At 66.7% G+C, this 26,128-nt stretch carries 28 protein-coding genes; 6 read left to right on the top strand and 22 right to left on the bottom strand.

The annotated features are described in order from the left end of the window. Positions 1 to 109: 109 nt before the first annotated feature. The 5 genes from AC1KVE_RS16425 to AC1KVE_RS16445 form a co-directional block, all read right to left on the bottom strand. On the bottom strand, positions 110 to 1,225 hold the full coding sequence (locus AC1KVE_RS16425) for an alpha/beta fold hydrolase (RefSeq protein WP_184458424.1): 1,116 nt from the start codon (positions 1,223 to 1,225) through the stop codon (positions 110 to 112). Positions 1,226 to 1,418: 193 nt separating this feature from the next. Further along, on the bottom strand, positions 1,419 to 2,738 hold the full coding sequence (locus tag AC1KVE_RS16430) for an ABC transporter permease (protein WP_039512617.1): 1,320 nt from the start codon (positions 2,736 to 2,738) through the stop codon (positions 1,419 to 1,421). A 13-nt stretch (positions 2,739 to 2,751) separates the two neighbouring features. Next, the gene (locus AC1KVE_RS16435) at positions 2,752 to 3,912 is read right to left on the bottom strand and encodes an ABC transporter permease (protein ID WP_481092645.1); all 1,161 of its coding nucleotides are present in this window, start codon (positions 3,910 to 3,912) and stop codon (positions 2,752 to 2,754) included. Positions 3,913 to 3,924: 12 nt separating this feature from the next. Next, the gene (locus AC1KVE_RS16440) at positions 3,925 to 4,614 is read right to left on the bottom strand and encodes an ABC transporter ATP-binding protein (protein WP_024939051.1); all 690 of its coding nucleotides are present in this window, start codon (positions 4,612 to 4,614) and stop codon (positions 3,925 to 3,927) included. A gap of 384 nt (positions 4,615 to 4,998) precedes the next feature. After that, entirely contained in the window at positions 4,999 to 6,243 is a 1,245-nt protein-coding gene (locus tag AC1KVE_RS16445) for an efflux RND transporter periplasmic adaptor subunit (protein WP_481093077.1), read from the bottom strand. 290 nt (positions 6,244 to 6,533) lie between these two features. Here AC1KVE_RS16445 and AC1KVE_RS16450 point away from each other — a divergent pair, with 290 nt between their 5' ends. The 3 genes from AC1KVE_RS16450 (at position 6,534) to AC1KVE_RS16460 (ending at position 9,373) form a co-directional block, all read left to right on the top strand. Further along, positions 6,534 to 7,721 carry a sensor histidine kinase gene (locus AC1KVE_RS16450; protein WP_065033469.1) on the top strand — a complete coding sequence of 396 codons (1,188 nt, stop codon included), beginning with the start codon at positions 6,534 to 6,536 and terminating at the stop codon, positions 7,719 to 7,721. 91 nt (positions 7,722 to 7,812) lie between these two features. Continuing rightward, entirely contained in the window at positions 7,813 to 8,415 is a 603-nt protein-coding gene (locus AC1KVE_RS16455; protein WP_184458427.1) for a response regulator transcription factor, read from the top strand. Positions 8,416 to 8,584: 169 nt separating this feature from the next. Further along, positions 8,585 to 9,373, top strand: coding sequence for a ThuA domain-containing protein (locus AC1KVE_RS16460; RefSeq protein ID WP_184381515.1), 789 nt, complete (start codon positions 8,585 to 8,587; stop codon positions 9,371 to 9,373). A gap of 147 nt (positions 9,374 to 9,520) precedes the next feature. Here the strand turns inward: AC1KVE_RS16460 and AC1KVE_RS16465 are convergent, their stop codons facing one another. Next, positions 9,521 to 10,063, bottom strand: coding sequence for a cytochrome b (locus AC1KVE_RS16465; RefSeq protein WP_016902642.1), 543 nt, complete (start codon positions 10,061 to 10,063; stop codon positions 9,521 to 9,523). After that, on the bottom strand, positions 10,060 to 11,157 hold the full coding sequence (locus AC1KVE_RS16470; protein WP_184458429.1) for a catalase family peroxidase: 1,098 nt from the start codon (positions 11,155 to 11,157) through the stop codon (positions 10,060 to 10,062). The genes AC1KVE_RS16465 and AC1KVE_RS16470 overlap by 4 nt, the downstream gene beginning before the upstream one ends. Positions 11,158 to 11,319: 162 nt before the next feature. Here AC1KVE_RS16470 and AC1KVE_RS16475 point away from each other — a divergent pair, with 162 nt between their 5' ends. Next, positions 11,320 to 11,835, top strand: a complete 516-nt coding sequence (locus AC1KVE_RS16475; RefSeq protein WP_184458431.1) for an RNA polymerase sigma factor — start codon at positions 11,320 to 11,322, stop codon at positions 11,833 to 11,835. Further along, on the top strand, positions 11,832 to 12,587 hold the full coding sequence (locus tag AC1KVE_RS16480) for an anti-sigma factor family protein (RefSeq protein ID WP_102251080.1): 756 nt from the start codon (positions 11,832 to 11,834) through the stop codon (positions 12,585 to 12,587). Before AC1KVE_RS16475 ends, AC1KVE_RS16480 begins: the two co-directional genes overlap by 4 nt. A 56-nt stretch (positions 12,588 to 12,643) precedes the next feature. On the opposite strand, the gene AC1KVE_RS16485 is transcribed toward AC1KVE_RS16480, so the two are convergent. From AC1KVE_RS16485 to AC1KVE_RS16515, 7 genes are all read right to left on the bottom strand, one after another. Continuing rightward, complete coding sequence (locus AC1KVE_RS16485) at positions 12,644 to 14,014, bottom strand: leucyl aminopeptidase family protein (protein ID WP_046344885.1); 1,371 nt, start codon at positions 14,012 to 14,014, stop codon at positions 12,644 to 12,646. Positions 14,015 to 14,057: 43 nt separating this feature from the next. Further along, positions 14,058 to 14,795 carry an HAD family hydrolase gene (locus AC1KVE_RS16490; RefSeq protein ID WP_184458433.1) on the bottom strand — a complete coding sequence of 246 codons (738 nt, stop codon included), beginning with the start codon at positions 14,793 to 14,795 and terminating at the stop codon, positions 14,058 to 14,060. Positions 14,796 to 14,905: 110 nt separating this feature from the next. Next, entirely contained in the window at positions 14,906 to 16,012 is a 1,107-nt protein-coding gene (locus tag AC1KVE_RS16495) for an AI-2E family transporter (protein ID WP_024939693.1), read from the bottom strand. A 184-nt stretch (positions 16,013 to 16,196) separates the two neighbouring features. After that, positions 16,197 to 16,580: a hypothetical protein gene (locus AC1KVE_RS16500; RefSeq protein ID WP_054591247.1), complete on the bottom strand. Its 384-nt coding sequence runs from the start codon at positions 16,578 to 16,580 to the stop codon at positions 16,197 to 16,199. Further along, positions 16,577 to 17,065 carry a hypothetical protein gene (locus AC1KVE_RS16505; protein WP_054591248.1) on the bottom strand — a complete coding sequence of 163 codons (489 nt, stop codon included), beginning with the start codon at positions 17,063 to 17,065 and terminating at the stop codon, positions 16,577 to 16,579. The genes AC1KVE_RS16500 and AC1KVE_RS16505 overlap by 4 nt, the downstream gene beginning before the upstream one ends. Before the next feature lie 3 nt (positions 17,066 to 17,068). Then, complete coding sequence (locus tag AC1KVE_RS16510) at positions 17,069 to 17,431, bottom strand: hypothetical protein (RefSeq protein ID WP_102251076.1); 363 nt, start codon at positions 17,429 to 17,431, stop codon at positions 17,069 to 17,071. 115 nt (positions 17,432 to 17,546) lie between these two features. Continuing rightward, on the bottom strand, positions 17,547 to 18,986 hold the full coding sequence (locus AC1KVE_RS16515) for a Do family serine endopeptidase (RefSeq protein ID WP_046344874.1): 1,440 nt from the start codon (positions 18,984 to 18,986) through the stop codon (positions 17,547 to 17,549). A 242-nt stretch (positions 18,987 to 19,228) separates the two neighbouring features. Between AC1KVE_RS16515 and AC1KVE_RS16520 the strand changes: the two genes are divergently transcribed. Beyond that, positions 19,229 to 20,047: a histidine biosynthesis protein HisIE gene (locus AC1KVE_RS16520; RefSeq protein ID WP_184458435.1), complete on the top strand. Its 819-nt coding sequence runs from the start codon at positions 19,229 to 19,231 to the stop codon at positions 20,045 to 20,047. A 518-nt stretch (positions 20,048 to 20,565) separates the two neighbouring features. Here AC1KVE_RS16520 and AC1KVE_RS16525 read toward each other — a convergent pair. The 8 genes from AC1KVE_RS16525 to AC1KVE_RS16560 form a co-directional block, all read right to left on the bottom strand. After that, positions 20,566 to 21,228: a DUF3313 domain-containing protein gene (locus AC1KVE_RS16525; RefSeq protein ID WP_104577283.1), complete on the bottom strand. Its 663-nt coding sequence runs from the start codon at positions 21,226 to 21,228 to the stop codon at positions 20,566 to 20,568. A gap of 59 nt (positions 21,229 to 21,287) precedes the next feature. Next, positions 21,288 to 21,578 carry a hypothetical protein gene (locus tag AC1KVE_RS16530; RefSeq protein WP_102257208.1) on the bottom strand — a complete coding sequence of 97 codons (291 nt, stop codon included), beginning with the start codon at positions 21,576 to 21,578 and terminating at the stop codon, positions 21,288 to 21,290. Between the two features lie 100 nt (positions 21,579 to 21,678). Continuing rightward, positions 21,679 to 22,863: an ATP-binding protein gene (locus AC1KVE_RS16535; RefSeq protein WP_481092647.1), complete on the bottom strand. Its 1,185-nt coding sequence runs from the start codon at positions 22,861 to 22,863 to the stop codon at positions 21,679 to 21,681. Beyond that, entirely contained in the window at positions 22,860 to 23,525 is a 666-nt protein-coding gene (locus tag AC1KVE_RS16540) for a response regulator transcription factor (RefSeq protein WP_016902656.1), read from the bottom strand. Before AC1KVE_RS16540 ends, AC1KVE_RS16535 begins: the two co-directional genes overlap by 4 nt. A gap of 146 nt (positions 23,526 to 23,671) precedes the next feature. Further along, on the bottom strand, positions 23,672 to 24,559 hold the full coding sequence (locus tag AC1KVE_RS16545) for a TIGR01777 family oxidoreductase (protein ID WP_481092648.1): 888 nt from the start codon (positions 24,557 to 24,559) through the stop codon (positions 23,672 to 23,674). Positions 24,560 to 24,770: 211 nt separating this feature from the next. Beyond that, the gene (locus tag AC1KVE_RS16550; RefSeq protein WP_024939702.1) at positions 24,771 to 25,364 is read right to left on the bottom strand and encodes a DUF4142 domain-containing protein; all 594 of its coding nucleotides are present in this window, start codon (positions 25,362 to 25,364) and stop codon (positions 24,771 to 24,773) included. A gap of 94 nt (positions 25,365 to 25,458) precedes the next feature. Then, positions 25,459 to 25,725 carry a hypothetical protein gene (locus tag AC1KVE_RS16555; RefSeq protein WP_065033478.1) on the bottom strand — a complete coding sequence of 89 codons (267 nt, stop codon included), beginning with the start codon at positions 25,723 to 25,725 and terminating at the stop codon, positions 25,459 to 25,461. A gap of 42 nt (positions 25,726 to 25,767) precedes the next feature. After that, on the bottom strand, positions 25,768 to 26,049 hold the full coding sequence (locus tag AC1KVE_RS16560) for a hypothetical protein (protein ID WP_003486531.1): 282 nt from the start codon (positions 26,047 to 26,049) through the stop codon (positions 25,768 to 25,770). Between the last annotated feature and the right edge of the window lie 79 nt (positions 26,050 to 26,128).

The raw sequence follows: 26,128 nt of genomic DNA on the forward strand, positions 1-26,128 counted from the left end.
CGTTCACCGCGGTGCGGGTGCAGTCATCGGCATGTCATTCAGACCCAGCGTTTCGGAACGCGCGGTCCGCTCCCGCCTGACGACCGTTGGCGACGTCTGACAGCCGCTCTCAGCCGCGCGGCGCCAACGCCGGTGTCGCCACCGCCAGCGTGGAGGTCGGCAGTGCCTGCGGCGCGGGGCAGTGGCCTGGATCCTGTTGCGTCTGCGCCAGCCATTGGTCGATCGGTCCACCCAGCAGATCCAGCCGCAGCGGCAGGCTCAGATGGGTTTCCCCAGGCAGCTCGACGTAGTGCGCGCGCGGGCTGGCCAGCGCCAGCGCACGCCCATGCGCGACCGGGATGTGCTGATCGGCATCGCCGTGCACCAGCAGCACGCAGCTGCGCGTGTCGGCCAAGGCCTGCGTGACATCGACGTGGTCCAGGTCCAGCTGCAGCTGGCGGTCGGCGGCGGCGATCACCGCATCGATATCCTGGTCGGCATAGCGCCAGCGCGCATACGCGGCCACCGCCTGCCCACGCCAGCCATTCGGTTGGCTGGCGAGCAGGTGCGGGACCATGTCGCGAATGCCGCGCCCGGCGTTGGCGAAGGATTCCATCGCTACCACGCCGGTCACACGCGGCCCGAGCTTGTCGGCGGTGAACAGCGCGGTGGCGGCGCCGTAGGAAATGCCGAACAGGTACAGCGGGCCACGGATCTCGCCACGCGGTTGCAGCGCATTGAGCACGTCGATGACATCGTCGGATTCGCGCGTGCCGTAACCGGACGGGCCACCGCCGGAATGGCCGTGGTTGCGCAGGTCGATGGTGATCACCCGGTAGCCGGCCTGTGCCAGCTCCAGCGACCATGGCAGCAGCGAATCGCCATCCATCATCCAGCCATGCAGCAGCACCACGGTGCCGCGCGGCGTCGGTGGGGCCGCGGTGGGCACCTTGAAACTGAAATCGACATCCAGCGCATGCGCCGGATCGTGGCGCTGGCCGAGATAGCGGTAGTGCATGGCGTACTGGCCGGGGTCGATCGCGCGCCAGAAGATCGGCACCTGATCGCGCGTGACCACATGCCCGCTGCGGTTGGGCACCGTGGCGATGGTGGCGGCAATGCGCTCCTCATCCAGCAATGGCGAGGTGCCGCCGGGTGCAACCAGGCGCTCGCTGAGCGAGGTGGAGGACGAGGAACAGCCGGCCAGCCACAGGCAGGCGCAGGCCAGCAGAATCAGGCGCGTCATGGGCGAAGATCGATGGATGCAACGGCCGGGCAGCCTACGGCCTGCCCGACCCGCGCATCTACCGCAGTGCAGTGACAGAACGATGACAGCCCGCACTGCGTTCAGCCGCAGCAGCGCACTTGCTCCGCTTTGGCTGTCACCAATCCCCACTCCCGATTCCCGATTCCCGATTCCCGGCGGGCCAAGGCCCGCGCTACACCTCACGCAAGGCAGTGGTGATCGGCAACCGCGCCGCCCGCAAGGCCGGGAACAGCCCGCCGACCAGGCCAATGCCCAGCGCCCATTTGAGCCCGCTCCACAACAGCTCCGGCGAGACCTTGAACTGGAACACGATCTGGCTGAAGTTGCTGCCCAGCGTGGACACGCTGTAACCATTGAAGATGGCCCAGGCGATCAGGCCACCGAGCAAGCCGCCCAGCAGCGCCAGCAGCATGGTCTCCAGCATCAGCGCCATGATCACCGGCGTGCCGCGGAAACCGATCGCGCGCATCGTGGCGATCTCGCGCGCGCGCGTGGCCACCGCCGCATACATGGTGTTGAGCGCGCCGAACACCGCGCCCACCGCCATGATCGCGCCGATTACCGTGCCCAGGATGCTGATCAACCTGTTCAAGCCACCGCCCTGTTTGCCGTAGTAGGCACGGGTGGTTTCCACATCCAGTTTGAGCCGCGGATCGGCGGCCATGGCGGTCTTGAACTGGCTGAAACCGGCCTTGCCGGCGGTGCGCACGCTGATCGACTGGTAGGCGCTGCGGTTGTAGGTGGTGGCCAGCGTCTGCGCATCGGTCCACAGCTCCGAATCGTGCGCATCGCCGGAGGCGAACACGCCGACCACGGTCCATTGCTGGCTGCCGAGGGTGAGCGTCTTGCCCAGCTGCAGGCCGCGGAACTGAGTCAACGCGCCCTTGCCGACCACGATCTCGCGCAGGCCGGGGGTGAAGCGCCGTCCCTGCACCAGCCTGACCTTGTCGTGCACCGCCCAGGCCTGTTCGCCCACGCCACGCAGTTGTGCGTTGACGTCGGTGCCATCGGATCTGGAGGCGATGTTGACCACCTGCGAGAGCTCCGGCGACAGCAGCGGGCGGCCCCTGGCATCGGCGGCGATGCCGGGCAGGCTGCCGATCAGCGGCACCAGGTCGCGGGTGATCACCGAGTTGGTCTCGGCCTGCGAGCCGCCGCGCAGAACAATCGCGGTGGTGTCGTCGCCGGTGCTGTTGAGCGTGGCCTGAAACCCCTGGCCCATCGCCAGCATCGCCACCAGCACGCCGACCACACCGGCGATGCCGACCACGATCACCGAGCTGGCACCCCAGCGTTGCGGCAGCGTGGCGATGCCGATACGTGCAGCGGCCAACGACAGCCGGCCGCTGCGGGTGACAACCAGCCACACCGCCAGCAAGGCGGCGAGGACCAGCACGCCGATCCACGGCAGCGCGATCCACACGGCCAACCCGACGGCCAGTGACACGACCGACAGCAGATTGACCAGACGGTTCTTCCATTGGGTTTGCATTTGCCTGCTCCTGTCAGCGGCCGGCGAGGGCATCGACGATCTTCAAGCGCTGCGCGCGTCGCGCCGGCAGCACACCCACCACGATGCCGATGCCGGCCATCAGGCCCAGCCCGACCAACCAGGTCTGCATTGGCACGCCCTGCACCGGCATCACCCCGCCGCTGCGTGCGGCCACCAGCGGGATCACCAGCGATGCCAGACCCATGCCGATCAACCCGCCCAGGCCGATCAACAGCACCGACTCCACCATCACCAGACTCAACACGGTGCGGTCCTGAAAGCCCAGCGTCTTGAGCGTGGCCAGCTCCGGTATGCGCTCGCGCACCGCCTGCGCCATGGTGTTGCCGGTCAGCAGCAGCAAGGTGAAGAACACCGCGGCCATGATCGAGGTGACGATCAGGCCGATATCGGCGAACTGTTTGATGAAGGCCTGCTGGAACGCCGATTCGGTCTGCGACTTGGTTTCATGATCGGAGTTGGCCGACAACGCGTCTATCGCCTGCGCCACACGCGAGGCCTGGTCGGCGTTGCGCAACGTCACCGTGTACCAGCTGACCCTGCTCTTGATGTAGTCGTTGGACTCGTCGAAGTATTTCCAGTTCATCATCAACTGGCGTTCCTGGTTGGCTGCCACCGCGCGGTCCTTCATGCGGAAGATGCCCACCAGTTGCAGCGGCCAGTCGTTGCTGCCGCCACGCGGGAAGATGGTGGCCTGCAGCGGAATGGTGTCGCCGATCTTCCAGCCATTGGCCTTGGCCAGGGTCTCGCCGACGATGGCGCCGGTGCGCGTGGTCTGGAACGCCTTGAGCTGTTCCTTGGGCAGCTCGTACTCGCTGTAGACGTCGAAAAAATTGGGCGCTACCGAAAAGTTCGGGAAGAAATTCTTCGGGTCGCGGTAGATGCCGCCGAACCACATCGCCGAGGTCACATCGCGCACGCCCGGCACGCTGCGGATCTGCGGCTCCAGGCTGATCGGCAGCGATTGGGTGATCGACAGGCGCGAGGCCACCACCAGGCGGTTCACGCCGCTGACGCTGCCGCCGGAAGTGAAGGCCACGCGCACCGAATCGAGCATGCCGAACAGCAGGAACGCCGCCACCACCGACAGCAAGGTCAACAAGGTGCGGGTCTTGCTGCGGAACAACTGCGCCCACACCAGCCAGAGATACTTCATGGCAGCACTCCCTTAGAGCACGAGCGGCGCATCGGCCAGCTCGCCCTTGTCCAGATGGATGGTATGGGTAGCGTACTCGGCGGCCTTGGGGTCGTGGGTCACCATCACGATGGTCTTGCCGTGTTCGCGATTGAGTTCCTGCAGCAGGCGCAGGATCTCCTCGGCGTTATGGCGGTCCAGATCGCCGGTGGGTTCGTCGCAGATCAGGAAGGTGGGGTCGGACACGATCGCGCGTGCAATCGCCACGCGCTGCTGCTGGCCGCCGGACAGTTCGCTGGGCTTGTGGTTGCGGCGTTCCTGCAGGCCGACCAGGGTCAGGGCGATTTCCGCATTGCGCTTGCGTTGCGCGGCGTTGAGCGCGGTGAGCAGCAACGGCAGCTCCACGTTCTTTTGCGCGGTGAGCATCGGCATCAGGTTGTAGAACTGGAACACGAAGCCGACGTGGTGACTGCGCCAGGTCGCGAGCTGGCCGCCGCTCATGCGGTCGATGCGCTCGCCCTGGATCTCGATCTCGCCACCGCTGGGGTTGTCCAGCCCGCCGATCAGATTGAGCAAGGTGGTCTTGCCCGAGCCGGACGGACCCATCAACGCGACGAAGTCGCCACTGGCGATTTCCAGGTCGATGCCGTGCAGCACCTGCACCTGCTCGGGGCCGCGTTGGTAGGTCTTGGTGATGTTGCGCAAGCTGACGAGAGCGGTCATGGCGACTCCTGGCGGTGCAATGGAAAGAGGCAAGCGCGATGCGGCATGGCGACCGCGATTGCATGAGGCGGCAACACGGCGATGCGGTGACGGTGAGGCGGCAAGACGGTGCGAGGCTGGATGACGACAGACGCAACTGCTGGGTGACGTGCGCGACGACGCATGGCGGCGACAAGCCAGGCGGCTAGGTCTGCACTGACCGATGACAGCCGCTGGCTGTGGATCACCAACGCCGCTGTGATCGTTGCTATGTGGTTGCATCGCCTTGCGCGATCGCAGCGCCATCCAGGTGCCACGACCGCATCAGCCATTGCCGCCACCGTGGGCGCCGCGCTCCCCGGAGCGGCGTCGCTGCCCAGCTGGTGACTGCAGTGACCGGCGCAGTTACTCGGCAGCGGCCGCGTCGGCTTCGGCCACCGTGTCGCCGTCTTTCAGGCCTTGCGGCGGATCCAGCACCACAGTGTCGCCCGCACTCAAACCCGACACCACCTGGCGGTCCTCGCCCATCACCATCCCGGGAGTGACCGTCTTCATGCTGACGGTGTTGCGCTCGCCGACCACGAACGCGACCGTGCGCGTGTCGCGTTCGACCAGTGCCGCAGCCGGCACGCGCACGCCTTGCGGCTTGCTGGCCTCCTGCGTATTGGCCCGCTCCAGAAAGCTCACCCGCACGCCCATCTCCGGCACGATGCGCGGGTCCTTGAGCTTGAGCGCCACGCGCACCTTCACCGTGGCCTTGCCGCGGTCGGCCGTGGGAATGATGGCGATCACCTCGCCGGGAATCTTCCATTCCGGATACGCGTTGAGCACCGCTTCCACCGGCATCTTCGGCTGCACGCGGCCGATGTAGGACTCGCCCACTTCCACTTCGATCTCCAGCGATTCCATGTCCACGATGGTGCCGATACCGGTGCGGGTGAAGCCGCCGCCGGCCGACAGCGGCGAGACGATTTCGCCGGGCTGCGCGGCCTTGGCGGTGACCACGCCGGCAAACGGCGCACGCACCACGTTGAAGTCCGAGCGGATTGCCGAGATCGCCAGCTGGTCCGATGCCACGCGCACATTGCGTTGCGCATTCTGCAGCTGTGCGCGCAAGGCATCGCGCTGTGCGGTGGCCTGCTCGTACTGCGAGCGCGACACCAGTTGCGCACCGACCAACGATTGCAGCCGCGCCGCATCGGCATTGGCCACTGCCAGTTGCGCCTGCATGTTGTCGACCTGGCTGCGTGCGGCCGACAGCTGCGATGCCGACAGCGTGCGCTGCGCATCGGCATCCAGCGGGTCCAGCGTGGCCATCACCTGGCCTTGTTCGACGCTCATGCCTTCTTCGATCATCACCTCGCGCACCTTGCCGGTGACCTGCGCCGACACCGTGGCCATGCGCCGCGCCACCACGTAGCCCGATGCGTCCAGCACCGAGGCACTGCTGCTGCCGGCGCTGATCGCCACCACCGCTGCGGTCTGTACCTTCGCCACCGGGCGGCGGGTGAACCACCACGCCGCGGCCGCCAGCAGCACGATGACGATCATGGCGGCGATGACCCAGCCGCCGCGCCGTGCAGGTTCGGGGGCGGCAGGACGCTGGCGGTCGATGCGGAGTTGCTTGAGCAGATCGGCGGAAGTATTCATCGATGACCAGGACGGGATGCTGCGCGAAATGTGACCGGCCGCAGGCGGCGCCGCAAGCTGCCGGAAGTCACCAATGCGATCGCGGCGACGAACGGTAGCGCGACCAACGCTGCTGCCAGGTGCTGCGCAGCATGCGACCGCGATGGCGGCATCCACCAGTGACAGCTGTCACCTGCCGTGCATGACAGTGGCAACTGGCCGCGCCCCTCAGGATGGGCGAGGCTGCAGCATCGGGCGCCCGGTCGGGCCCGGCAGTGGCAGAATCCGATCACCCACATGGACCCACCCCGATGCGCGTGTCGTTACCCGCCTGGCTTCGCCCCGCCGCCAATTCGCAGGTTGCCGCGCGGCTGGCGCAGGGCCAGTCGCCGTGGATGGATGGTGTGCATCTGCTGTGGTCGAGCTGGGTGTTCGTGGTGCCGGTGTTTTCCTCGCGGGGGTACGACAGCACCTGGCTGCTGTGCACCTTGCTGTCGTATCCGGTCTTCCTGCTGCTGTATGCGCGCATGTTGCTGGCGCCGCGCGGCACCCTGTATCGCTATGCCTGGGCGATGGGTGTGCTCAGCGCCGCGTTGCTGCCGGTGTATCCCTCGGGGATCAGCTATTTCGTCTTCGCCTGCCTGAGCCTGCCCCCGTCCACACGGCAGGCCCTGTGGCGGCACTTCGCGATGCTGGTGGTGATGAACGTGCTCTACCTGGGCTGGGCGCACTGGCTGGGAATGCGCCTGCAATCGCTGGTGTGGCTGCCGGTGTCGGTGCTGGGCATGGCCGGTGTCGGTGCGGTGTACAGCATCAACGAACGCAAGGACGCGTTGCTGCGCCTGTCGCAGGACGAAGTGCGCCGGCTGGCCGCCACCGCCGAGCGCGAACGCATCGGCCGCGACCTGCACGATCTGCTCGGCCACACCTTGTCGCTGGTGGCACTCAAGTCCGATCTGGCCGCGCGCCTGATCGCGCGCGATCCGCAGGCCGCGCGCGGCGAGATCGATGCGGTGGCGCAGATTTCGCGCGATGCCCTGGCGCAGGTGCGGCGTGCGGTTACCGGCATTCGCGCCGCCGGGCTGGTGGCCGAGCTGGCGTCGGCGCGGGTACTGCTGGAGATGGACGGCATCGTGCTGGAACACGCACTGGAAACGCTGGCCTTGCCGCCCGAACACGAAACCGCACTGGCACTGGTGGTGCGCGAAGCGGCCACCAATGTGCAACGGCATGCGCAGGCCAGGCGGATGCGCGTGAGCCTGCGCGCGCAGGGCGAGCAGGCGGTGCTGGACATCAGCGACGATGGGCGTGGCGGGGTGATCGTGCCCGGCAATGGCCTGGACGGCATGCGCACACGCCTGCACGGCCTGGGCGGCGCGCTGGAAGTGGAAGCGCTGCCGCGCGGCATGCGCCTGCGCGCCAGCGTGCCGTTGCCGCAGCCCACGCTGGCGACGGCGCAGCCGCCCTTGCCGGTGCCGCTGCTGCCACCGTCGCGCTGATCGCGCACACGTCCACCGCATTGCACGCAATGCACGGCGGGCCCAAGCGCTGCTATCGTGCGCCACCGTTGTCTGCATATGAGCGCGCGCGATGATCCGGGTGTTGTTGGCCGAAGACCAGGCGCTGCTGCGTGGCGCGTTGGTCGCCTTGCTTGGGCTGGAAGACGATATCGAGGTGGTCGGCAGCGCAGGCGATGGCGAAACTGCCTGGCGCGAGCTGCAACGACTGCAGCCGGACGTGCTGATCACCGATATCGAAATGCCTGGCCTGACCGGCCTGGAGCTGGCCCAGCGCATCCAGCGCCAGGCGCTGCCGCTGCGGGTGATGATCGTCACCACCTTCGCCCGCCCGGGATTTCTACGCCGCGCGCTGGATGCCGGTGTGGCGGCGTATCTGCTCAAGGACGCGCCGGCCGAACAACTGGTCGGCGCCCTGCGTCAGGTGCAGCGTGGCGGGCGGGTGATCGACCCACAACTGGCGCTGGACGCCTGGGTCGAAGCCGATCCCTTGAGCGAACGCGAGCGCACGGTGTTGCGGCTGGCCGGCGAAGGCCGCACGGCCAGCGAGATCGCGCAGCAATTGCAGTTGTCGCATGGCACGGTGCGCAATTACCTGTCCGAATGCATCGGCAAGCTGGGCGTGGCCAATCGCATCGAAGCGTATCGGCTGGCGCGGCAGAAAGGCTGGCTGTGACGCGGTGACGCAGACGCGTTGCGCTATCAGCGAGCGCAGCAATGGATGGCATGCTGCGCCGCGTATCCGTTGTGCATTGCTGCCTGCCGCTATTCCAAATAACGCGAAAAGCATGCCGCGCAGGCGCGGGTACACTGCCGGGCCAGAACGATCCCTGCGAGCGAACGGCATGAAATCCCTGTGGCTGTTGGGCCTGCTGATGGTGTGCGCATTCAACGCGTCTGCCGAGCAGTTCAAGATCCTGGTGGCGGCGATTCCCAACCAGTATCACCACGACTATATCCCGGTCGCCAAGCCGCAATTCGAAGCGATGGCGCGCAAGCATTATGTCGAGTTGGTGTGGGCGTGGAATGCCAAGGCCTTCGATGGCGATCTATCGCAATACGCGGCAATCGTGCTGCTCAATACGCCGGCCACCGATCTGGATCCCACGCAGCGTGCGAACTTTCAGGCCTACGTGCGCAACGGCGGCGGCGTGGTGGCGGTGCACAAGGCGTTTGCGATCAAGCGCGGCGAGTGGGAGTGGTACGACCATCTGATCGGCCGCTCGTTCCGCACCCATCCGTACATGCAGACCGCGATGGTCGACGTGGTGGACGCCAACTTCCCGGCCACTGCCGGCCTGCCCGCGCGCTGGGTGTGGACCGACGAATGGTACGAATACGATCCGCCGTACAGCGACGACCTGGTCACGCTGATGACGGTGGACGAAACCAGCTACGACCCCACGCTGATCTGGCCGGGCCAGGTCGCCAAGGGCATGGGCAAGCAGCACCCGGTGGCCTGGTACCACCATTTCGAAGGCGGCCGCGTGTTCGCCACCGCGCTCGGCCACCTGGCCGAGGCCTACAACGACCCACGTTATCTTGAGCATCTGTACGGCGGGATTTACTGGGCCGCCACCGGCAAGGGCATCCAAGCATCCGCGCCAGCGGCCAAGACAAAACGCCAGCGTTAAATCCTAGCCCCTCTCCCGCCGGGAGAGGGGTGAGGGTGCGCGGCAACGCCACTCCAGATGGCGGTCAACCCGATGCTTCGCCCGCACCCGCATCCGTCCTTGCGGGGCACCTTCTCCCGGCGGGAGAAGGGAGCCAGCAGCCATCCATCAACGCGCAGACCGCTCGCCACGCGCCATGCTGGAAAACACGCCATCGCGGCGCACCCAGGCATGGAACAGCGCCGCGCTCAGATGCCCCAGCACGGTGGCGAACAACAGGTACGCCAACCAGCCGTGCGCGCTCCGCAACCAGGCGTACAGCGCAGGATCGTGCGGCGCGATCGCCGGCAGGTTCGCGCCCGGCCATAGCACGATCGGATAAGCGCCGGCCGACAGCATCGCCCAGCCGATCAACGGCATGCCCAGCATCAGCGCATACAACAACCAGTGCGAAGCGGTCGCCGCGGCCTTCTGCCAGGCCGGCAGGTCGGCCGGCAGCGGTGGCGGGCGGTTGCGCAGGCGATTGATCAGGCGCAGCACCGCAAGGATCAGGATCGCAATGCCCAAGGGGCGATGCAGATCGATCAACCACGGCCGCTGCGTCACCGAAGCCACCATGCCCACGCCGACGAACAGCATGGTCAGGATCATCGCGGCCATCAACCAGTGCAGCACGCGTGCGGGCAGATTGAAGTGGGTATGGCTGCTCATTGGCGTGCTCCCTGGCCGGTGGCGGCGCTGCCTGTGCCATTGGCGATCTCATGCTCGCGCCGGTTGAACGATTGCGAATACACCGACGAGCGCGCCGCCAGGATCGGGTCGTTGGATCCGGCAATGCCCTTGGGCAGGATCAGCGGGTCGTAATTCAGGTCGCGGCACGGGCCGGTGGCCTGCGGCTCGGCATGATCGATCGATACCGTGCCGGCGACGATCTGCTTGCGGCTTTCCGGCCATGGCTGCGAGGGATCGTCCACCGCATCGCCCGGCTCGGCCATGGTCAGCACCAGGTCCCAACGCAGCGGCCCCTGCGCCAGGCGCGTGTCCAGATCGGTGGCGAGAAAATCGCCATCGGCCTGCGCGCGCTGTTCGGCGCTGAGCTCCTGGAACGGGGTATGCGGACGCATCGACCAGCGGATGTAGCGCTCGCGTCCATCGGCGGCAATCGCGCGGAACGCATTGACCCCGTTGTATTGCGTATTGGCCCAGCTGTTGGACCACGGTGCGGTCTTGGCCCACTGCTGGAACTTGGCCGCTTCCGGATACTGCTTGCCGAACGCGGCCAGCTTGGCCGGATCTGGCTTGCCGGTAGCCGGGTCCGGCCGCGATGCCACGTTCAATGCCTGGAAACCGGCCGGCGTGGCCACCACGAAGAACGGAAAACTGTTCATCGCGGTGCGCCATTCCTGCCCGTCGTCGCTGCGCAACAGCAATGCCATGCTGCGTACGCGTGCCGCACCATCGGCGCCATGCGGGTCGCCGCCGCCGATCGACAGGCGCCCGAGTACCGGCGTACTGGCCTGGCTGAAGATGCGTGCCGACGACAGCCAGGTGGCCTTGCCGCTGGACTTGAAGTCCCCGCTCACACACACGCCCTTGGTATGTGCGCGGCGAAAGCCCGGATGCGGCGGCCCGCTGGCCTCGATGGTGTCGGTCATGCGCGCGGCGGTCAGCCGGTCGCCACCGATCCAGCCGGCGGTCCAGGCGAACGCAACCGCCAGGCCGCCGGCAATCGCGGCGATCCCCAGCAAGGGCGCCACGCGAACGCGTCCATGCTGTGGCGGTGGGGAAGGAGGTGGCAAGGTCATGGCTGGCTCCAGGGGTCGGTGCGGTGAGTGGTCGATGCAGTGAGACGACGTGCAGGCCGACTTATTCCCGTGATCGCCCAGGCGTTGTGGCACGCGCATCGAACTTGGGAATAGTCCACGCTCCAGCGCGTCTACTTTGTGATGCCACCACCAAACCTGCCGATGGATGCTCTGGACGATGACCAACTGCGTGCTGTGCTGCCGGCGCTGCGTCGCTTCGCGCGCTCGCTGAGCGGCGAGCCCGCCAGCGCCGACGACCTGGTGCAGGCCACGCTGGAACGTGCGCTGCGGCGTTGGCGCACCCGCCATACCGCCGAGGCCCTGCAGCCGTGGCTGTTCGCCATCCTGTACCGGCAGTTTCTGGACGGGCAGCGCCGCGCCGCGCGCTGGCAGCGCGTGGTGGGCTTGTTCGCACCGCAGCAGCCCAGCCAGTCCGCATCGGCCGAGCAGGTGCACGACGGCCGCGCCATGCTGGCCAGCCTGGCGTTGCTGCCGCCGGAACAGCGCGCCTTGCTGCTCCTGGTCAGCGTGGAGGGTTTCAGTTACCGCGAGGTGGCCGACACTCTCGGCATCCCGATCGGCACGGTGATGTCGCGGCTGTCGCGTGCGCGCGAACGCCTGCGTGCATTGAACGAGGGGCATGTGAACCACGCACCTGCATTGAGGATCCTGAAATGACCAGCACGCCGCCGCCTGACGAACACGCACTGCACGCCTATGTCGATGGCCGGCTGGAGCCGGCGCAACGGGCAGCGGTGGCCGCCTGGTTGCAGGCGCACCCGGCGCAGGCCGCGCGCGTGGCCGGCTGGAAACGCGATGCCGAAGCGCTGCGCGCCGCGCACGCCGGCCTGGAGCCGGAGATGGCCACGCTGGCGCTGACGCCTGCAGCGATTCGCCGTGGCCTGCAGCAACGCCGCCGGACCCTGGTGGCCATGGCCGCCAGTTGCGTGCTGGCGCTGGGCCTGGGCACCGGGCTGGGCTGGCAGTTGCGCGAGAGCCGGCTCGCCATTCAGCGCGTGCCGATGGCTGATGCAGTGGCCGCCTACCGCCTGTTTGCCGATGTCGACGCGCATCCGGGCGTTGCGTTGGAGGTGCAGCGCCGTACGGAATTGGAGCCGTGGTTGCGCACGCATTTCGGCAATGCCGGTGTGGTGCCGGATCTGCGTGCGCAGGGCTATGTGCTGCGCGGCGGGCAGTTGCTTTCCACACCCGAAGGCGCGGCAGCGATGCTGGTCTACAGCGATGCCGACGGCGCGCGTATCGGCCTGTATCTGCGTCCACGCAGCGGGCCGATGCCCACCGGCGAACGGCGCGATGGCCGTCTACTGGCGCAGTACTGGGCCGAAGGCGAGACCGCGTTTGCGCTGGTCGGCCCGGCGACGCAGACACGCATGCGCACGATCGCGCCGTTGCTGCGCAGCCAGGGATGACCGGCGCGACTTGAGGCGCATGCTGATGGCCCGCATGCGTTGCGTGCGCGGCGAGCTCAGCCGCCGTAGCGTTGCTGGAGCATCGCAAAGGCCGAGCGCAGCGCCAGCGCCTCGCCGCCTGCCGGGCGGCCGGGGCGGTCGCTGTCGTTCCAGGCATACACGTCCAGATGCGCCCACAGCTGGCCCGGCGCGACAAAGCGCTCCAGGTACAGCGCGGCGGTGACCGCACCGGCCATGCGCGAGCCGGCGTTGGCCATGTCGGCGACGTGGCTGTTGAGGTAACGCAGATACGGGCGCCACAGCGGCATGCGCCAGACCGGGTCGCGGGTCTGCTCGCCGGCACGCAGCCAGGCCTGCGCCAGCGCATCGTCGTTGGCGAACAGCGCGGGCAGGTCCGGCCCCAAGGCGATGCGTGCGGCACCGGTCAGCGTTGCGAAATCCAGGATCAGATCGGGGCGCTGCTCGGTGGCGTAGCTCAGTGCATCGCACAGCACCAGGCGGCCTTCGGCATCGGTGTTGTCCACTTCCACCGTGACGCCGGCGCGGGTGGTGATGACTTCGCCCGGGCGGAACGCATCCGGGCCGACAGCGTTTTCCACCGCGGCAATCAACAGGGTCAGTCGTACCGGCAGCTGCTGCGCCATCACCAGGCCGGCCAGCGCCAAGGCATGTGCCGCGCCGCCCATATCCTTTTTCATGTTGCGCATGCCATCGGCCGGCTTCAGATCCAGCCCGCCGGTGTCAAAGCACACGCCCTTACCAACCAGCACCAGATGCGGATGCGCCGCATCGCCCCATTGCAACTGGATCAGCCGCGGCGCCCGGTGCGAGGCGCGCCCGACCGCGTGGATGGTGGGGAAGTTCTGCGCCAGCAATTGCTCGCCAACGATGGCGTCGACCTGGGCGCCGTGCGTTTGCGCCAGTGCGCGCGTGGCCTCTTCCAGATGCTGCGGGCCCATGTCCTCGGTCGGCGTATTGACCCAGTCGCGCACGCGGATGCAGGCCTCGATCAAGGCGCGTGTCTGCGGTGTCGGCGTGGCGGCCAGTTCGGCCGGTGCGCGCGGTACCTTGCGGTAGCGCGAGAAGCGGTACGCACCCAGGCCCCAGCCCAGGTGCAGCAGCGCCTGCTCGCTCTCGCTCAGCGTGTTGGCCAGCATCCAGCGGCTGGCCGGCGGCAGCGCCATCGGTGCATGCGCGTAGGCGTAGGCATCGGCGCGGTCGCCGATGCCCAGCACCGCGCCGGCCAGCCCCTGTTCGCCCGGCAGCAACAGCACGCTGCCCGGCGCGGCATCGAACCGTTGCGCCTGTGCCCACGACAGCACGTGCGTGGGCTGCTCGGCGCACCAACGTGCAAAGCCTTCGCGGTCGAGCACATGCAGCGGCAAGGCTGCGGCGTTGGGATCGATGAAACCGGTGAGCTGCGACATGGAAATCCTCGGAGGCGGCGCCATGCGCCGAGCAAAAAGTGGCTCAGGCGGGAAGGCGGATGCCGGCGTGTGCGGGGTCAGGGTGCGGCTGCTGCGCGTCCAGCCAGTCGGCCAGCCCGGTCATGGAGTCGAACTCCAGATCCGGTTGCTGGGTCGGGTGCGACCACTGCACTCCATCACGGTTGATCCAGCAGGCGCGCAGCCCGGCATCCAGCGCGCCCAGCACGTCCATGCGCACGTGGTCGCCCACATGCAGCACCTGCGCCGGCGGCACCTCCAGCCGCGCGCATGCGGCCAGGAAGATGCTCGGATCCGGCTTGGCGCTGCCGTGCTCGCGCGAGCCCAGCTGAAACGCGAAGTGATGCATCAGCCCGATGCGTTGCAGATCGGCATTGCCATTGCTGAGCGCCGCCACCGGCACATGCGCGGCGATACGCGCCAGCGCGTCCAGCGCATCCGGGTAGCACTCCACCTGGTTGCGCGCGGCGTAGAAGACGTCGTACGCAGGCTCCAGCAAGGCCAGGTCGCCGCCGCTCTCGCGCAGCGCCATTTCCAGCGTCAACCGCCGCAGCGCGCTGAGGTCATGATGCAGGTGCGGGTTGTCGGCAAAGCTGCGCTCGCGCAGTTCGCGCATTGCCTCTACCGGAAACCGCTCGGCGGTGACCGGGCTGTGCTCGCGCATCCAGTCGTACAACACCTGGTCGATCCGCGCCCCGATCGGCGCAAAGGGCCACAACGTATCGTCGAGGTCGAGGGTGATGGCGCTGATTTGGAAGCTCATCGCCAGATTTTACGGTCTTGCGTTGGGATTGGGGAATCGGGATTGGGGATTGGCAACGGCAACTGCGCGGTTGCGTTTACCAATCCCCAATGCCGAATCCCCAATCCCGGCTACTCCAACAGCCTGGCCCAACGCTGCATTCCCTCCACCCGGCTCAGCACCATCTTGATGCAGACCAGCAGCGGTACCGCCAGCAGCAAACCGACCATGCCCCATAGCCAGCCGAACAGCATCAGCGCCAGGATCAGCATCAGCGGGGAGATCGCCATACGGCGGCCGAGCACGATCGGGGTGACCACCTGGCCTTCGATGGTGTGCAGTGCCAGGTACAGGATCGCCGGCAGCATCGCCGACAAGGTAGTGCGGAATTCCACAAAGCCCATCAGCAGCATCAGCATCACACCGATCAACGGGCCCACATACGGCGCGAAGTTGAGCAGCGCCACCACCGTGCCCCACAGCAGCGCTTCGGGAAGCGGAATCTTGAGCACATACAGAATGCCGGCGAAGACCAGCCCGACCAGCGTATTGATCACGCTGATGGTGAGCACGTAGCGCGAGACCTCGCGCTCGATGTCCAGCATGATTTCGGTGGTGAAGCGTTGCTGCTGTCGGTTGGGCAGCAAGGCGATCGCATGCCGTTGCAGGCTTTCGCCGTAGACCATGAAGAAGAACGTCAGCAGCACCACCGCAAGCACCGAGGCGGCCAGCTTCGGCGTGCGCACCAGCGCCTTGTAGGGGTCGTCCATCTGCGTGCGCACGATCTGCACGCTGCGCTGGCCATCGCCGCCGGCCGCGCGTGCAAAGTTTTCTGCGGCCTGGTTGGCCTGCATCACCGGCTTGGTGAAATCGCGCACGTCGCGCGCGATTTGGCGCATCTGCCGGGGCGCCTGCTGCACCCACTCGGCGGCCGGCCCGGCCAGCTGCGCGGCCAGTGTCACGGTACCGGCCAGGCCCAGGCACAACACCATCAAGGCGCCGAGAAAGCGCGGGATGTACAGCTTGCGCAGACCGCGCAGGATGGGGTTGCCGATCAAGGCAAAGAAGGCGGCCAGCATCACCGGCAGGATGATGGTCTGTGCAGCCCACAGCGTATAACCCACTGCAAGCGTGGCCAGCACCACCAACGAGACCGGTGCGCGTGGGCGTGGTGCCGGTGGCGGCGGGAGTGAATCTGCCGCAGCGGCAGCATCCATAGAATCGACGGGAAGAGTCATGCGCGCCCTGGCAGCAGACTGGCGTGCTGCCAGCGGTGGGCCATTATCAGCCGAACACGTCAACGCAGCGCACAGAGGGTGTGCGCGTAACGTCAGTCCTTAACAGCACCGGTAGCGGGCTCTGCCGCGCATCGGGCGGCAGACATCCGCAGCGTGATCCCGAGCGACGCTCGGGAAAGCTTCATTACGCGGCGCGGTCGATCGGGGCCTGCACCACGGTCACCGGCGGATCGGCGGCGACTTCTTCGGCACTGTCTGCGGCACGTTCGGCCTGCTCGGAGGCTTCCTGCGCACGGTGTGCGGTGAACAGTGCAGAGATCGTGCTGATCATCTGCAGAATCTTCGGGATACCGCCGAGCTTGCTGGCGATGCTGCCCAGTGCCGCCTGCGGTTCGTTGCGGCCGGTGACAAAGCCCAGGCCGAAACCAACCACCATGATTCGCAGCGGAGACCACCCAGCACGCCAGGTGTCACGCAATTGTCCCCAATGCAGGCGCGTTTCCTGAGCGCGCCCCTCCACCAGGAATTCGGCGCGTTCGACGCGCTGACGCAAGGTGCCAAACTTCATGTGCGTGCTCCATTGGCAGCCGATGCGTGGGCATCGTCGTCGTCGTTGCTGTCATCGAAGATGCCCAGCTTGACCAGCTGACGACGTGTTGCATTCAGGCCGGTATGGTCGAAGTAGAAGAACACCCGCCACGCCGCAATACCGGTGACCAACAAGCTGGCCAATGCGGTGAAAAACATCGCCTGGAACCACGACAGGCCGGCGCGTTGCAGCAGCGCGATGATTGCACCTGCCAGCAACAGCCACGACGACGCGCCGAAGACCACGGCAACGCATGCCCAGGCCAGTCCACGCCCGAAGGCACTGCGTGCAAGTTGCAAGTCGGCCGACACCAGTCGGCGCAACGCGCGGCTGGTGTCCTTGGCCGAGCCCAGCGTGGCGCGGCCGGCTGCGCCGACCGCACGTACGCTTTCGTCCAGTCCTGGCGTTTCCGGCCGCGCGTTGGGCGCGTCGGAGGCGGCAGCTGTAGAGGCCTGGTCGCTCACGGCTTAGTTGTCGTTGCTGCGTGCCAGCTTGGCAATGATCCAGCCGGTCGCAAACGCAACACCGAACGCAGCCAGCGGGCGCTCACGAATCAGATCGGTTGCGCTTTCCAACAGGTCGTTGCCCTTGCTGACCAGCACGTCGAGTTGCTCCTTGGCAGCGGCGCCGCCGAACTCGGCAGCAGCCATGCCGGCCAGTGCAGTGTCGGAAAGCTCAGCCTTGACGTTGGCGCGACCGAGCTTGAGCTCATCGCCTGCAGCGCTGGTGGCGCCCTTGACGGCTTCGCCTGCGGCGCTGGCGGCAGACTTCAGGTGGGTGCCGGCTTCGCTCAGGTTTTCTTTCAGCTGGTCGGTATTGGTGGGGCTCATGTGATATCTCCTTCGGTCATTGATGGCAGCCGCGACAGCATGCGGGCGTGGTGCAGCAATAGCATCGCTGCGGTGTAGGAGGTGTTAGTGCACGCCGATGGCAGTGCACGCCACGTCAACGCATCAACGCGTCGTATTGCGCGTTGCCACGCAGGATGCGCACGACCAGTTGCTGCGGCTTGCGCTGGAAATTGGCGCGCCAGCTGGCCAGATCGGCAAACTCGCCCACGCTGCTGGCCACGATCACATCGCCGCTGACCAGACCATTGGCTGCGGCACGACCGCCGCGTTTGACCTCGCTGACCATGACGCCGGTAATGCCGGACTGCCGCAGCGATTCGGGCAGGTCAACGAAGGTGGCGCCGCCCAGGCGTGGGTCGAGCATGTCGCCGGTGACTGCGCGGTCCTGCTCTTTCAGTTTGGCGGTGAGGGTGAGCGGTTTGCCATCGCGGCGAATCTCCAGCCTGACCGGGCTACCAACCGCCTGCAGGCCTTCATAGTTGTGCAGCGCTTCTGCACTGTCCACGCGCTGGTCGTTTGCCGCCACCACCACATCGCCCGGCTGCACACCTGCGGCGGCCGCAGCGGACCCTGGCAACACACGCGTCACCAGCGCACCCCGCAACGAATCCACACCCAGGCCCTGCAGCATCTGCTGGGTGAGGTTCTGGGTTTCCAGCCCGAGCGTGCCACGCACCACCACGCCCTTGGTCACCAATTGCTCCACCACATTGCGCGCCAGGTTGGAGGGGATCGCCAGACCCAGGCCGATATTGCCGGCCATGCTGCCCTGGGGATTGAAGCTGGCGGTATTGATGCCTACCAACTGGCCCTGCAGGTTGACCAGCGCACCGCCGGAGTTACCCGGATTGATCGAGGCATCGGTCTGGATGAAATTCTGGTAGCCCAGCCCGCGAATACCGCTGCGGCCCACTGCCGAGACGATGCCGGAGGTCACCGTCTGGGTGAAGCCGAACGGGTTGCCGATCGCCACCACGAAGTCACCCACGCGCAGCGCATTGCTGTCGGCCAGCTTGATGTCGGTAAGGTTGTCGGCCTTGATGCGGATCAGCGCGATATCGGTATCGGCATCGGAGCCGATGAAATCGGCCTTGACCGTGCGCCCGTCGCCAAGCGTCACCTGCACATCGTCAGCATTTTCGATGACGTGGTGATTGGTCAGCACATAGCCTTTTTGCGCATCGATGATCACGCCAGAACCCAGCGACTCGTTGATGCGGTCCTGCGGCACCTGCGGAAACAGCCGGCGCAGGATCGGGTCGTTGAAGAACGGGTTGCGCACGCGCACCACTTGCTTGGTATTGACGCTCACCACCGCCGGCATCGCCTGTTGCAGCATCGGCGCCAGCGACGGCACCGGTTGCCCGGCGACGGCGGCCGGCAACGCGGCGGCCGCGGGCAAGCTAAAGGTAGTGGAGGCACCGGCCGGTGCGGCCTCGGCGCGGTTGTCCATCCAGGCGTTGATGCCGGTGGCGGCAAATCCGCCGAAGGCAGCGGCCAGGGAAAGGGTCAGCAAGGTGGGCAGCGGGCGCATGCAACGAGTCCGGGTTACGCGGTGGAAGAGGAATAGGGCGTCTGACTGCGTAAATCAAGCTGAACGAGAGTGCCAGCGGGCAATTTAACGCCTGGTGAAAGCGCCGCCGAGCCCTTGCCGGCGCTGCGTTGACAGTCGCTTGAGCCCGGCGTAGCGTCCGCTTGATCCGATGCCTGTTCAGCATACGCATGCCGCTGCGCATCGCCCGCGTTTTCAGCACTGATGCCCTTAAGGAGGGTCCTATGAGCAACGGCAATGGTGTGACGGCAACCCTGTCCGAGGCTGTCGATAGCGTCAAGAGCACTGCCACCGAACTGGGCGAGACCATCGCCAGCACCACCAGCGACGCGGTGGCCAGCGTGCAGGACGCGGCCGGCACGGCGGTGGCAGAGGCCAAGACCCGCGTCGCCAAGGCCCGCAAGGCCGTGGTCAAGGTCGAACAGCGCGTCGTCGAAAGGGCTGGCGATGCAGCCACCGCGGTCAAGCGCAGCGTGGCCAAGACCAAGCGCTCGCTGGTGTCGGGCAAGGAGGCCGCCAAGGACAAGTTGACCGCCACCAAGGACGCTGCCAAGCAGAAGCTTGCATCTACCAAGGATGCCGCCAAGCAGAAGCTGAGCAGCACCACCGATGCTGCCAAGAAGAAACTGGCCAACACCAAGGCCAGCGCCAAGCAGAAGCTGGAAACCGCCAAGGCCAATGCCAAGGCCGAAGCCGCAGCACTGAGTGCCAAGACCGCGGCCAAGAGCGCAGCGCGCAAGAGCGCAGTGGCCACGGTGGGCGCGCGTGCGGCAGCGAAGAAGGCTGCGGCCAAGGCGGCCCCGGTCAAGAAGCCGGTCGCCAAGACCATCGTCAAGCCCGCCGCCAAGAAGGCACCGGTGGCCAAGCAGACCGCCACCAAACAGGCAGCAGTGAAAAAGGCCCCGCTCAAGAAGGCGGTGACCAAGACCACCCTGAAGAAGGCTGCCAAGGTCACCAAGACCCCGGCTACGCGCGCCGTGGCCAAGACCACCGCCGCCCGCAAGGCGGTTGGCAAGAAAGTGGCCAAGCGCGTGACGCGTTGATGCTGCAACGCCGAGATGGCATTGCACGCTGACGACGCGTTGGCCGTGCAGACTGACAAAGGCCGGCGCTGTCTGTACAGCGCCGGCCTTTTCTGTGGTGTGACCGTTAACGAGGCGGTCCCTTGCTTGCTGCGCTCATGTGATCGGGCAAGTGACTGGATCTGACATTTGAACCGGATGGGCATCTGTCCGCACCGCTCGCCAGATGCGGGACATCAAGCCACGCTCCTCACGGAGCGAGAAGGTACGGCTTGCACGCCATGGGCGCGCGTCCTTGAGCGCCTGCGCTGCAAGAATGGGTTGGGTGTGCAGCGGCGGTAGCGTGAAACCGACGAAGCCGCATGTCGTCGCGAGGCTTCGCCCGTACCCTCATCCGCCCCTGCGGAGCACCTCCTCCCGATGGGAGAAGGAAACTGGAAGCCATCGCTTCCGCTAATCCGATTCCCGATTCCCGATTCCCGAATCCCGAATCCCGAATCCCGAATCCCGAATCCCGAATCCCGAATCCCGAATCCCAGCTACTCCATTCCCTTGACCAACTGCTCGGCGCCCTTGCGAATACCTGCCTTGGCGGCGTCGTAGGCGCCCAGGCTGGCCTTGATGTTCATTGCGCTCGGATACTGTTTTTCGACATAGGCGGCGAGCAGGCGGTTGCTCTGCGCGTCGAAGATTTCCACCGCGTAGCTGACCGAGCCGGAAAACGCGCCTTCCTTGCCGCGTGCGGCCTGCACCGCGTTATAGGAACCGCCACCCAGATCCACCTTCATGAAGGTGCCCAGCACCCGCTTGCTGGGCTTGGCACCGGTCAGGCTGATGCGCACGCGCAAGGTGTCGCGACCGGCCACCGTCGCGCGCTGCCAACGCTGCCCGATCGCATTGCCGAACTCCTGTTGCATGTAATCGGCGAGCATGCGTTTGTCCTGCTCGGGCACGTCTTCGAATTGCGCGTCAGGACCGCGATAGATGCTGACCGGCTCGATCAGTGCGGCGCGGTAGCGCGTCCAATCCACCTCGCCCTGGTAGGCGTATGGCATGCGGTCACCACGGCTGCCATCGTGCGGACGCAGATAGCTTGAAGACGGCAGCTGGCTGTACGGCATCGGGCGCGTACTGGCACAACCGATCAGCGTCACGCCGACAACCAGCAGCGCGCAGCAACGGACAAGGGAATGCAACGACATGGGCAAATACCTGGAGAGGAAGCAGATAGGGGCAAGCACGCGCGAACGGGGCCGCGCGCTCAATGCATCAGATAGCTGGCCACCGCCAGCGCAAACACCACGGCGGCGGCAGTGAACAACACCCCGCTCTTGGCCCACTGCTGCAGCCGGCGCGCCTGACGCGCGCTGCGGATATCCGGCAGTTCGCTCCAGATGTCGCGATTGCGCGTGCCGGTGCGGCCACAGCGAAAGTCCAGCAGTAGGACATCGGCGACCGGGGCAGGGGCAACGCTGTCGTTGGCAGCCGTATGCGGTGCCAGCAGCGCGATGGCGGCGGGAGAGAGCGGGGTGGAACGGATCGAGTGAAACATCACCATGCATCCTGGATGCGTGCGGTGAGTGCACTGTAGGCAGCGGGTGTTGGAAACTTATTGGGTTGGGCGCTGGGCGATCGCCACGCGCCACCTGCGTTCAGCCGGTGCGGCGCACGCCCTCGCTGGCGAACACCACGCGCACGCACAGGCCGCGGCCCTCGTGGCCTTCGCAGGTTTCGATGCTGGCTTCGTGCAGGCGCGCGATGCCGGCCACCAGCGACAGCCCGATCCCGCTGCCCTGCACCTGGCTGCCGGCAACCCGGTAGAAGCGTTCGAAGATGGACGCGTGGGCACTCTCCGGCACGCCCGGGCCGTCATCGCTGACCTGCACGAACGGATGCAGCGCATCGGCGCGCAGGCAGTAGCCGCAACTCACTTCCACCATGCCATGAGGCCGGCCATAGCGGATGGCGTTGTCGACCAGGTTGCGGATCAGGATGCCCACCGCATCCACGTCGCAACGCAGCAGGCACGGCGATGCTTCCACCTGCAGATTGACGTGGCGGGCCTCGGCCTGCACGCTGAATTCGTCCAGCACATGCGAGATCAGCTCGCCCATGTCCACCTGCTGGTACGCCGCCGAACTGATGCCTGCATCCAGCCGTGCCAGATCCAGCAATTGCTCGGCCAGCCGATTGCTGCGGCGCGCGGTTTCCAGCAGCTGCTGCAGCGCCGCGTCCTTGGCCTCCAGCGTGGGTGCGCGCAGCGCGACCTCGGCGTAGGCATGCAGCGCAGACAGCGGGGTGCGCAGTTCGTGCGCGGCGTCTGCCACGAAATCGCGCTCGGCCTGCACGGTCTTTTCCACGCGGGCCAGCAGCGAATTGAAGGAGCCGATCAGCGGGCGAATCTCGTCCGGCACCTGCGCCAGCGGCACCGGTTCGGTTTCCAGCCCGGTGCGTTGCGCGATGGCGCCGGAGATGGCGCGCAGCGGTGCGAGCGAGGTGCGGACCGCCCACCACACCAGCACGCCCAATACCCCCAGTTGCAAGGTGTTGAGCACCATCGCAATCAAGGTCTGCTTGAAGCTCATGCGCGAGGACACATTGCCGATCGGGGTGTGCGTATCGACCGCGGCCGGCGGCTCCGCTTGCGTATCGAAGCGGTGCTCCAGCGCATCGGGCAGGGCGCTGATCAACTGGTCGCCGAACATGTTGAGCTCCTGCTCGAACACGCTGTGATGGCCCTGGGTGACCAGGGCGACCAGGATCCACAACGAGGTGGACCAGCTCAACAACACGATTGCGGCCAGCGCCGCCAGCATGCGTGCCTGCAGCGATTTCATTCCGGTGCCTTGCCGACCATGTAGCCCTGGCCATACACCGTGGAGATCAGCTCGTCGCCGAGCTTGCGGCGCAGCTGGTGCACGTATACCGCAATCATGTTGCTGCCGCCTTCGGACGGACCGCCGTAGACGCCTTCTTCCAGTTGATCCTTGGTGACCACGCGCCCGGCGCGTTCCATCAGCGCCAGCAGCAGGCGGTATTCGTGCGCGCTCAGCGCCACCCACTTGCCGTCGCGGGTGACCTTGCGGCTGCTCGGGTCCACGCAGACATCGCCCTGCGTGAGCAGCGGCACCACGCGTCCCTGGCTGCGCCGGGTGATCGCACGCAGCCGAGCCATCAGCTCGTCGAACTGGAACGGTTTGACCAGATAGTCGTCGGCACCGGCATCCAGGCCGCGGATGCGGTCGGTGAGCTGGCCGCGCGCGGTCAGTGCGATCACCGGCGTGGCGTCGTAATGGCCGCGCATGAAGCGGATCACCGTCAGCCCGGACTCGCCCGGCAGGCCGATATCCAGCAGCACCGCGGTGTAGCGGTGGTCCACCAGCACGGTCTTGGCGGCATTGGCGCTGCCGACGTGGTCGATGGTCCAGGACTGCTGGCGGACGCCATCGCAGATCGCGTTGGCCAGCATGGTGTCGTCTTCGACAAGCAGCAGGTGCATAGGTGTTCCGCCGGGCCCAGGGCCAGTCCGAGATCGGCAGCACTGTCGGAGATGGTCGTTAGGCAAATATTAGTGCATGGCCCTCCGTGCCGTTACAGGCGGCCGGCAGCCCTGCCATTGCGCAGGGCCCCAGGGCCACGCAGGCGCTAGCGCTGCAGGATGGCGCGCAACGCCGCTTCCAGATGGACATACTGGAAGCGGAAGCCGGCATCCAGCGCGCGTTGCGGCAGCACGCGCTGGCTGATCAGCAGCAGCTCGGCCATCTCGCCGAAGCCCAGCCGCAGCAGGCCGGCCGGCAGCGCCAGCAGTGCCGGGCGATGCAGCACGTGGGCCAGGGTGCGCGCGAACTCGGCATTGGTGACCGGGGTCGGTGCGGTGGCGTTGTAGGCGCCGGGCTGGCCGTGTTCCAGCAACCACAGCAGCAAGGCCACCATGTCGGCGCGGTGGATCCAGCTCATCCAGTGGCGGCCATCGCCGAACGGGCCGCCGCCGCCGAAGCGGAACGCCGGCAGCATGCGGGCCAGGGCGCCGCCGTCGCGGTCGAGCACGATGCCGGTGCGGACCCAGCTCACGCGCGGGCCGAGTGCGCCGATCTTTGCCGCTTCGGCTTCCCAGTCGCGGCACAGCTGCGCAGAGAAATCGTTGCCGGCGTGGTCCGCCTCGGTCAGGACGCTGTCGCCCCGCTCGCCGTAATAGCCTACCGCCGAGCCGGAAATCAGCACCGCCGGGCGCCGTTCGGCCGGCTGCTGCGCGATCCAGGCATGCAGCTGGCCGGTGATGCCCAGGCGCGATGCGCGGAAGCGCTGCTTGCGCGCATCGGTCCAGCGGCCGGCCGCCAGCGGCTCGCCCGCCAGATTGATGACCGCATCGGCCTGCACCCCGTCCAGCGTGTCCACCACGGTCATGCCGGGCAGGCGACGCGCTGCGCGCCGCAGGTCGCGGGTCAACACGCTGACCTGGTGCCCGGCCTGCACCAGTGCCGGACACAAGGCCTGGCCGATGAACCCGGTGCCGCCGGTGATGAGCAACTGCATGGGACATTCCTGCGCCGAATCGATGCGGCACGATAGGCCAGCGCTGCCTGCTGCAAAGTGAAGTCGCTGCTGCACCCGCTGCGATGGCCGTGTGCGACACCAGGACGGCGGCCGGGCGCAGCGCGCGTCCACCAGTAAAGACCAGCAAGGCCCAAACGCCAACGCGCCGGACAGGCCGGCGCGTTGGGTGCTTGCAGACGCTGCAACAGGCTCAGCGCGAGGATGACACCGCGTGGGCACGCTCGAAGTGCGCCGACACCACGCGCCGGCTTTCTTCCAGATGCTGCTTGACCGGCGCGCTTTCGGCGGCGGGCAGCAGTTCGGCGTCGATGATCTTGATGGTGTCGCCGTGGTCGCTGACCATCGTGCGCAGGAAGGCATTGCGGTAGGCGTCCTTGCCATCGGGCAGGGTCGCTGTCTTTGCCAGTGCGTCCACCGCTGCCTTGCCCTTGGCGCGCATTGCATCGGCGCGCGGGCTGTCGGTGGCACCCAGTGCCTTGCTCTTTTCCAGGTTGGCTTCGTGGTCGTGCAGCAACTGCTTGGCGAAGGTGTCGGTCGCACCGCCCAGATCCTGGGAGATGGCCTGCTTGGCCAGCGCGATCTCGTTTTCATCCAGCGCCGCCAGCACGCCGAGCACGGCGGGATCGCCCTTGGCCAGTTCGGCAGCGCCGGTGCCGCTGACCGGTGCGGCAGTCGGTTCGGGCGATACTGCCGGCGCAGTCCGCGAGGCATCGCCGCCGGGGCGATCGCAGGCGGTCAGGGAGAGCACGGCAAGGAGTGATGTCGCGACAAGAAGGGATTTCATGGAGGTCCTAAAAGAATGCGGCCAATACTGCCGACGGTGAAATGCAAAGGAGCCGCTACGCGGCTCCGGTGATGCGTGGATCGGCGCCTGCCGGTCAGGCCAGCTGCGCCTGGGCGGCTGCGCCAAGGCCCAACGGTCTGGCTGGCGGACGCACGCTGTCCTGTGCGGTGCGGCACACGCGCGCCATGCGTGCGGTGCGCTCGCGAATCAAAGCGTGTTCGCTAGCCGGGGCACTGCCCAACAAGCTGGCGACATGGAAGCCTAGGATGTCCTCCGCGCGGTCGCCCTGGTCGCTGACGATGTGCGGAACCAACCGCTCCAATCGTTCCAGCTCCTGCTGCACTTGATACGGGGTTTTCATGATGCTCTCCAATGAGTAACGGTCTTGCTCAATACATACTGCTCAACTATTGCGTGCACCCAGCCGCTGCCAGCAGTCGGTGGCCAATTGCTCGTAATTGGACTGGGTGCTGGATGAAATGAAGTGATGTTCCAGGCGGTCGCGAAACAGGCGCAGACGTTCCTGATCGCTCGAACGCGGTGCCTGCAGGTAGATATCGCAGGCCATTTTCACCACCGGGGACAATTCGCTGAACTTGCCTGCACCCAGGTTGCCCTGCGCGTGCCGCGCCTGCCAATGCGCGATTTCGGCTTGTACATCGATGACGGATGGGTCTCTGCTCATGACTTCGCGTGGTCCGGGTTAAACAAACTTGACATGCAGGGTAACTGCGGCTGTGTCAACGAATGATCATCGAACCCGA

Source organism: Xanthomonas sp. NCPPB 2864 (assembly GCF_056675615.1).

Coding starts and splice junctions, on each gene's coding strand:
- AC1KVE_RS16550 (WP_024939702.1), bottom strand. CDS start 25,364: ATGAAATCCCTTCTTGTCGCGACATCACTCCTTGCCGTGCTCTCCCTG.
- AC1KVE_RS16425 (WP_184458424.1), bottom strand. CDS start 1,225: ATGACGCGCCTGATTCTGCTGGCCTGCGCCTGCCTGTGGCTGGCCGGC.
- AC1KVE_RS16455 (WP_184458427.1), top strand. CDS start 7,813: ATGATCCGGGTGTTGTTGGCCGAAGACCAGGCGCTGCTGCGTGGCGCG.
- AC1KVE_RS16450 (WP_065033469.1), top strand. CDS start 6,534: ATGCGCGTGTCGTTACCCGCCTGGCTTCGCCCCGCCGCCAATTCGCAG.
- AC1KVE_RS16490 (WP_184458433.1), bottom strand. CDS start 14,795: ATGAGCTTCCAAATCAGCGCCATCACCCTCGACCTCGACGATACGTTG.
- AC1KVE_RS16520 (WP_184458435.1), top strand. CDS start 19,229: ATGAGCAACGGCAATGGTGTGACGGCAACCCTGTCCGAGGCTGTCGAT.
- AC1KVE_RS16430 (WP_039512617.1), bottom strand. CDS start 2,738: ATGCAAACCCAATGGAAGAACCGTCTGGTCAATCTGCTGTCGGTCGTG.
- AC1KVE_RS16445 (WP_481093077.1), bottom strand. CDS start 6,243: ATGAATACTTCCGCCGATCTGCTCAAGCAACTCCGCATCGACCGCCAG.
- AC1KVE_RS16465 (WP_016902642.1), bottom strand. CDS start 10,063: ATGAGCAGCCATACCCACTTCAATCTGCCCGCACGCGTGCTGCACTGG.
- AC1KVE_RS16435 (WP_481092645.1), bottom strand. CDS start 3,912: ATGAAGTATCTCTGGCTGGTGTGGGCGCAGTTGTTCCGCAGCAAGACC.
- AC1KVE_RS16560 (WP_003486531.1), bottom strand. CDS start 26,049: ATGAGCAGAGACCCATCCGTCATCGATGTACAAGCCGAAATCGCGCAT.
- AC1KVE_RS16530 (WP_102257208.1), bottom strand. CDS start 21,578: ATGTTTCACTCGATCCGTTCCACCCCGCTCTCTCCCGCCGCCATCGCG.
- AC1KVE_RS16500 (WP_054591247.1), bottom strand. CDS start 16,580: ATGAAGTTTGGCACCTTGCGTCAGCGCGTCGAACGCGCCGAATTCCTG.
- AC1KVE_RS16535 (WP_481092647.1), bottom strand. CDS start 22,863: ATGAAATCGCTGCAGGCACGCATGCTGGCGGCGCTGGCCGCAATCGTG.
- AC1KVE_RS16460 (WP_184381515.1), top strand. CDS start 8,585: ATGAAATCCCTGTGGCTGTTGGGCCTGCTGATGGTGTGCGCATTCAAC.
- AC1KVE_RS16540 (WP_016902656.1), bottom strand. CDS start 23,525: ATGCACCTGCTGCTTGTCGAAGACGACACCATGCTGGCCAACGCGATC.
- AC1KVE_RS16545 (WP_481092648.1), bottom strand. CDS start 24,559: ATGCAGTTGCTCATCACCGGCGGCACCGGGTTCATCGGCCAGGCCTTG.
- AC1KVE_RS16470 (WP_184458429.1), bottom strand. CDS start 11,157: ATGACCTTGCCACCTCCTTCCCCACCGCCACAGCATGGACGCGTTCGC.
- AC1KVE_RS16495 (WP_024939693.1), bottom strand. CDS start 16,012: ATGACTCTTCCCGTCGATTCTATGGATGCTGCCGCTGCGGCAGATTCA.
- AC1KVE_RS16475 (WP_184458431.1), top strand. CDS start 11,320: ATGGATGCTCTGGACGATGACCAACTGCGTGCTGTGCTGCCGGCGCTG.
- AC1KVE_RS16555 (WP_065033478.1), bottom strand. CDS start 25,725: ATGAAAACCCCGTATCAAGTGCAGCAGGAGCTGGAACGATTGGAGCGG.
- AC1KVE_RS16510 (WP_102251076.1), bottom strand. CDS start 17,431: ATGAGCCCCACCAATACCGACCAGCTGAAAGAAAACCTGAGCGAAGCC.
- AC1KVE_RS16515 (WP_046344874.1), bottom strand. CDS start 18,986: ATGCGCCCGCTGCCCACCTTGCTGACCCTTTCCCTGGCCGCTGCCTTC.
- AC1KVE_RS16525 (WP_104577283.1), bottom strand. CDS start 21,228: ATGTCGTTGCATTCCCTTGTCCGTTGCTGCGCGCTGCTGGTTGTCGGC.
- AC1KVE_RS16440 (WP_024939051.1), bottom strand. CDS start 4,614: ATGACCGCTCTCGTCAGCTTGCGCAACATCACCAAGACCTACCAACGC.
- AC1KVE_RS16480 (WP_102251080.1), top strand. CDS start 11,832: ATGACCAGCACGCCGCCGCCTGACGAACACGCACTGCACGCCTATGTC.
- AC1KVE_RS16485 (WP_046344885.1), bottom strand. CDS start 14,014: ATGTCGCAGCTCACCGGTTTCATCGATCCCAACGCCGCAGCCTTGCCG.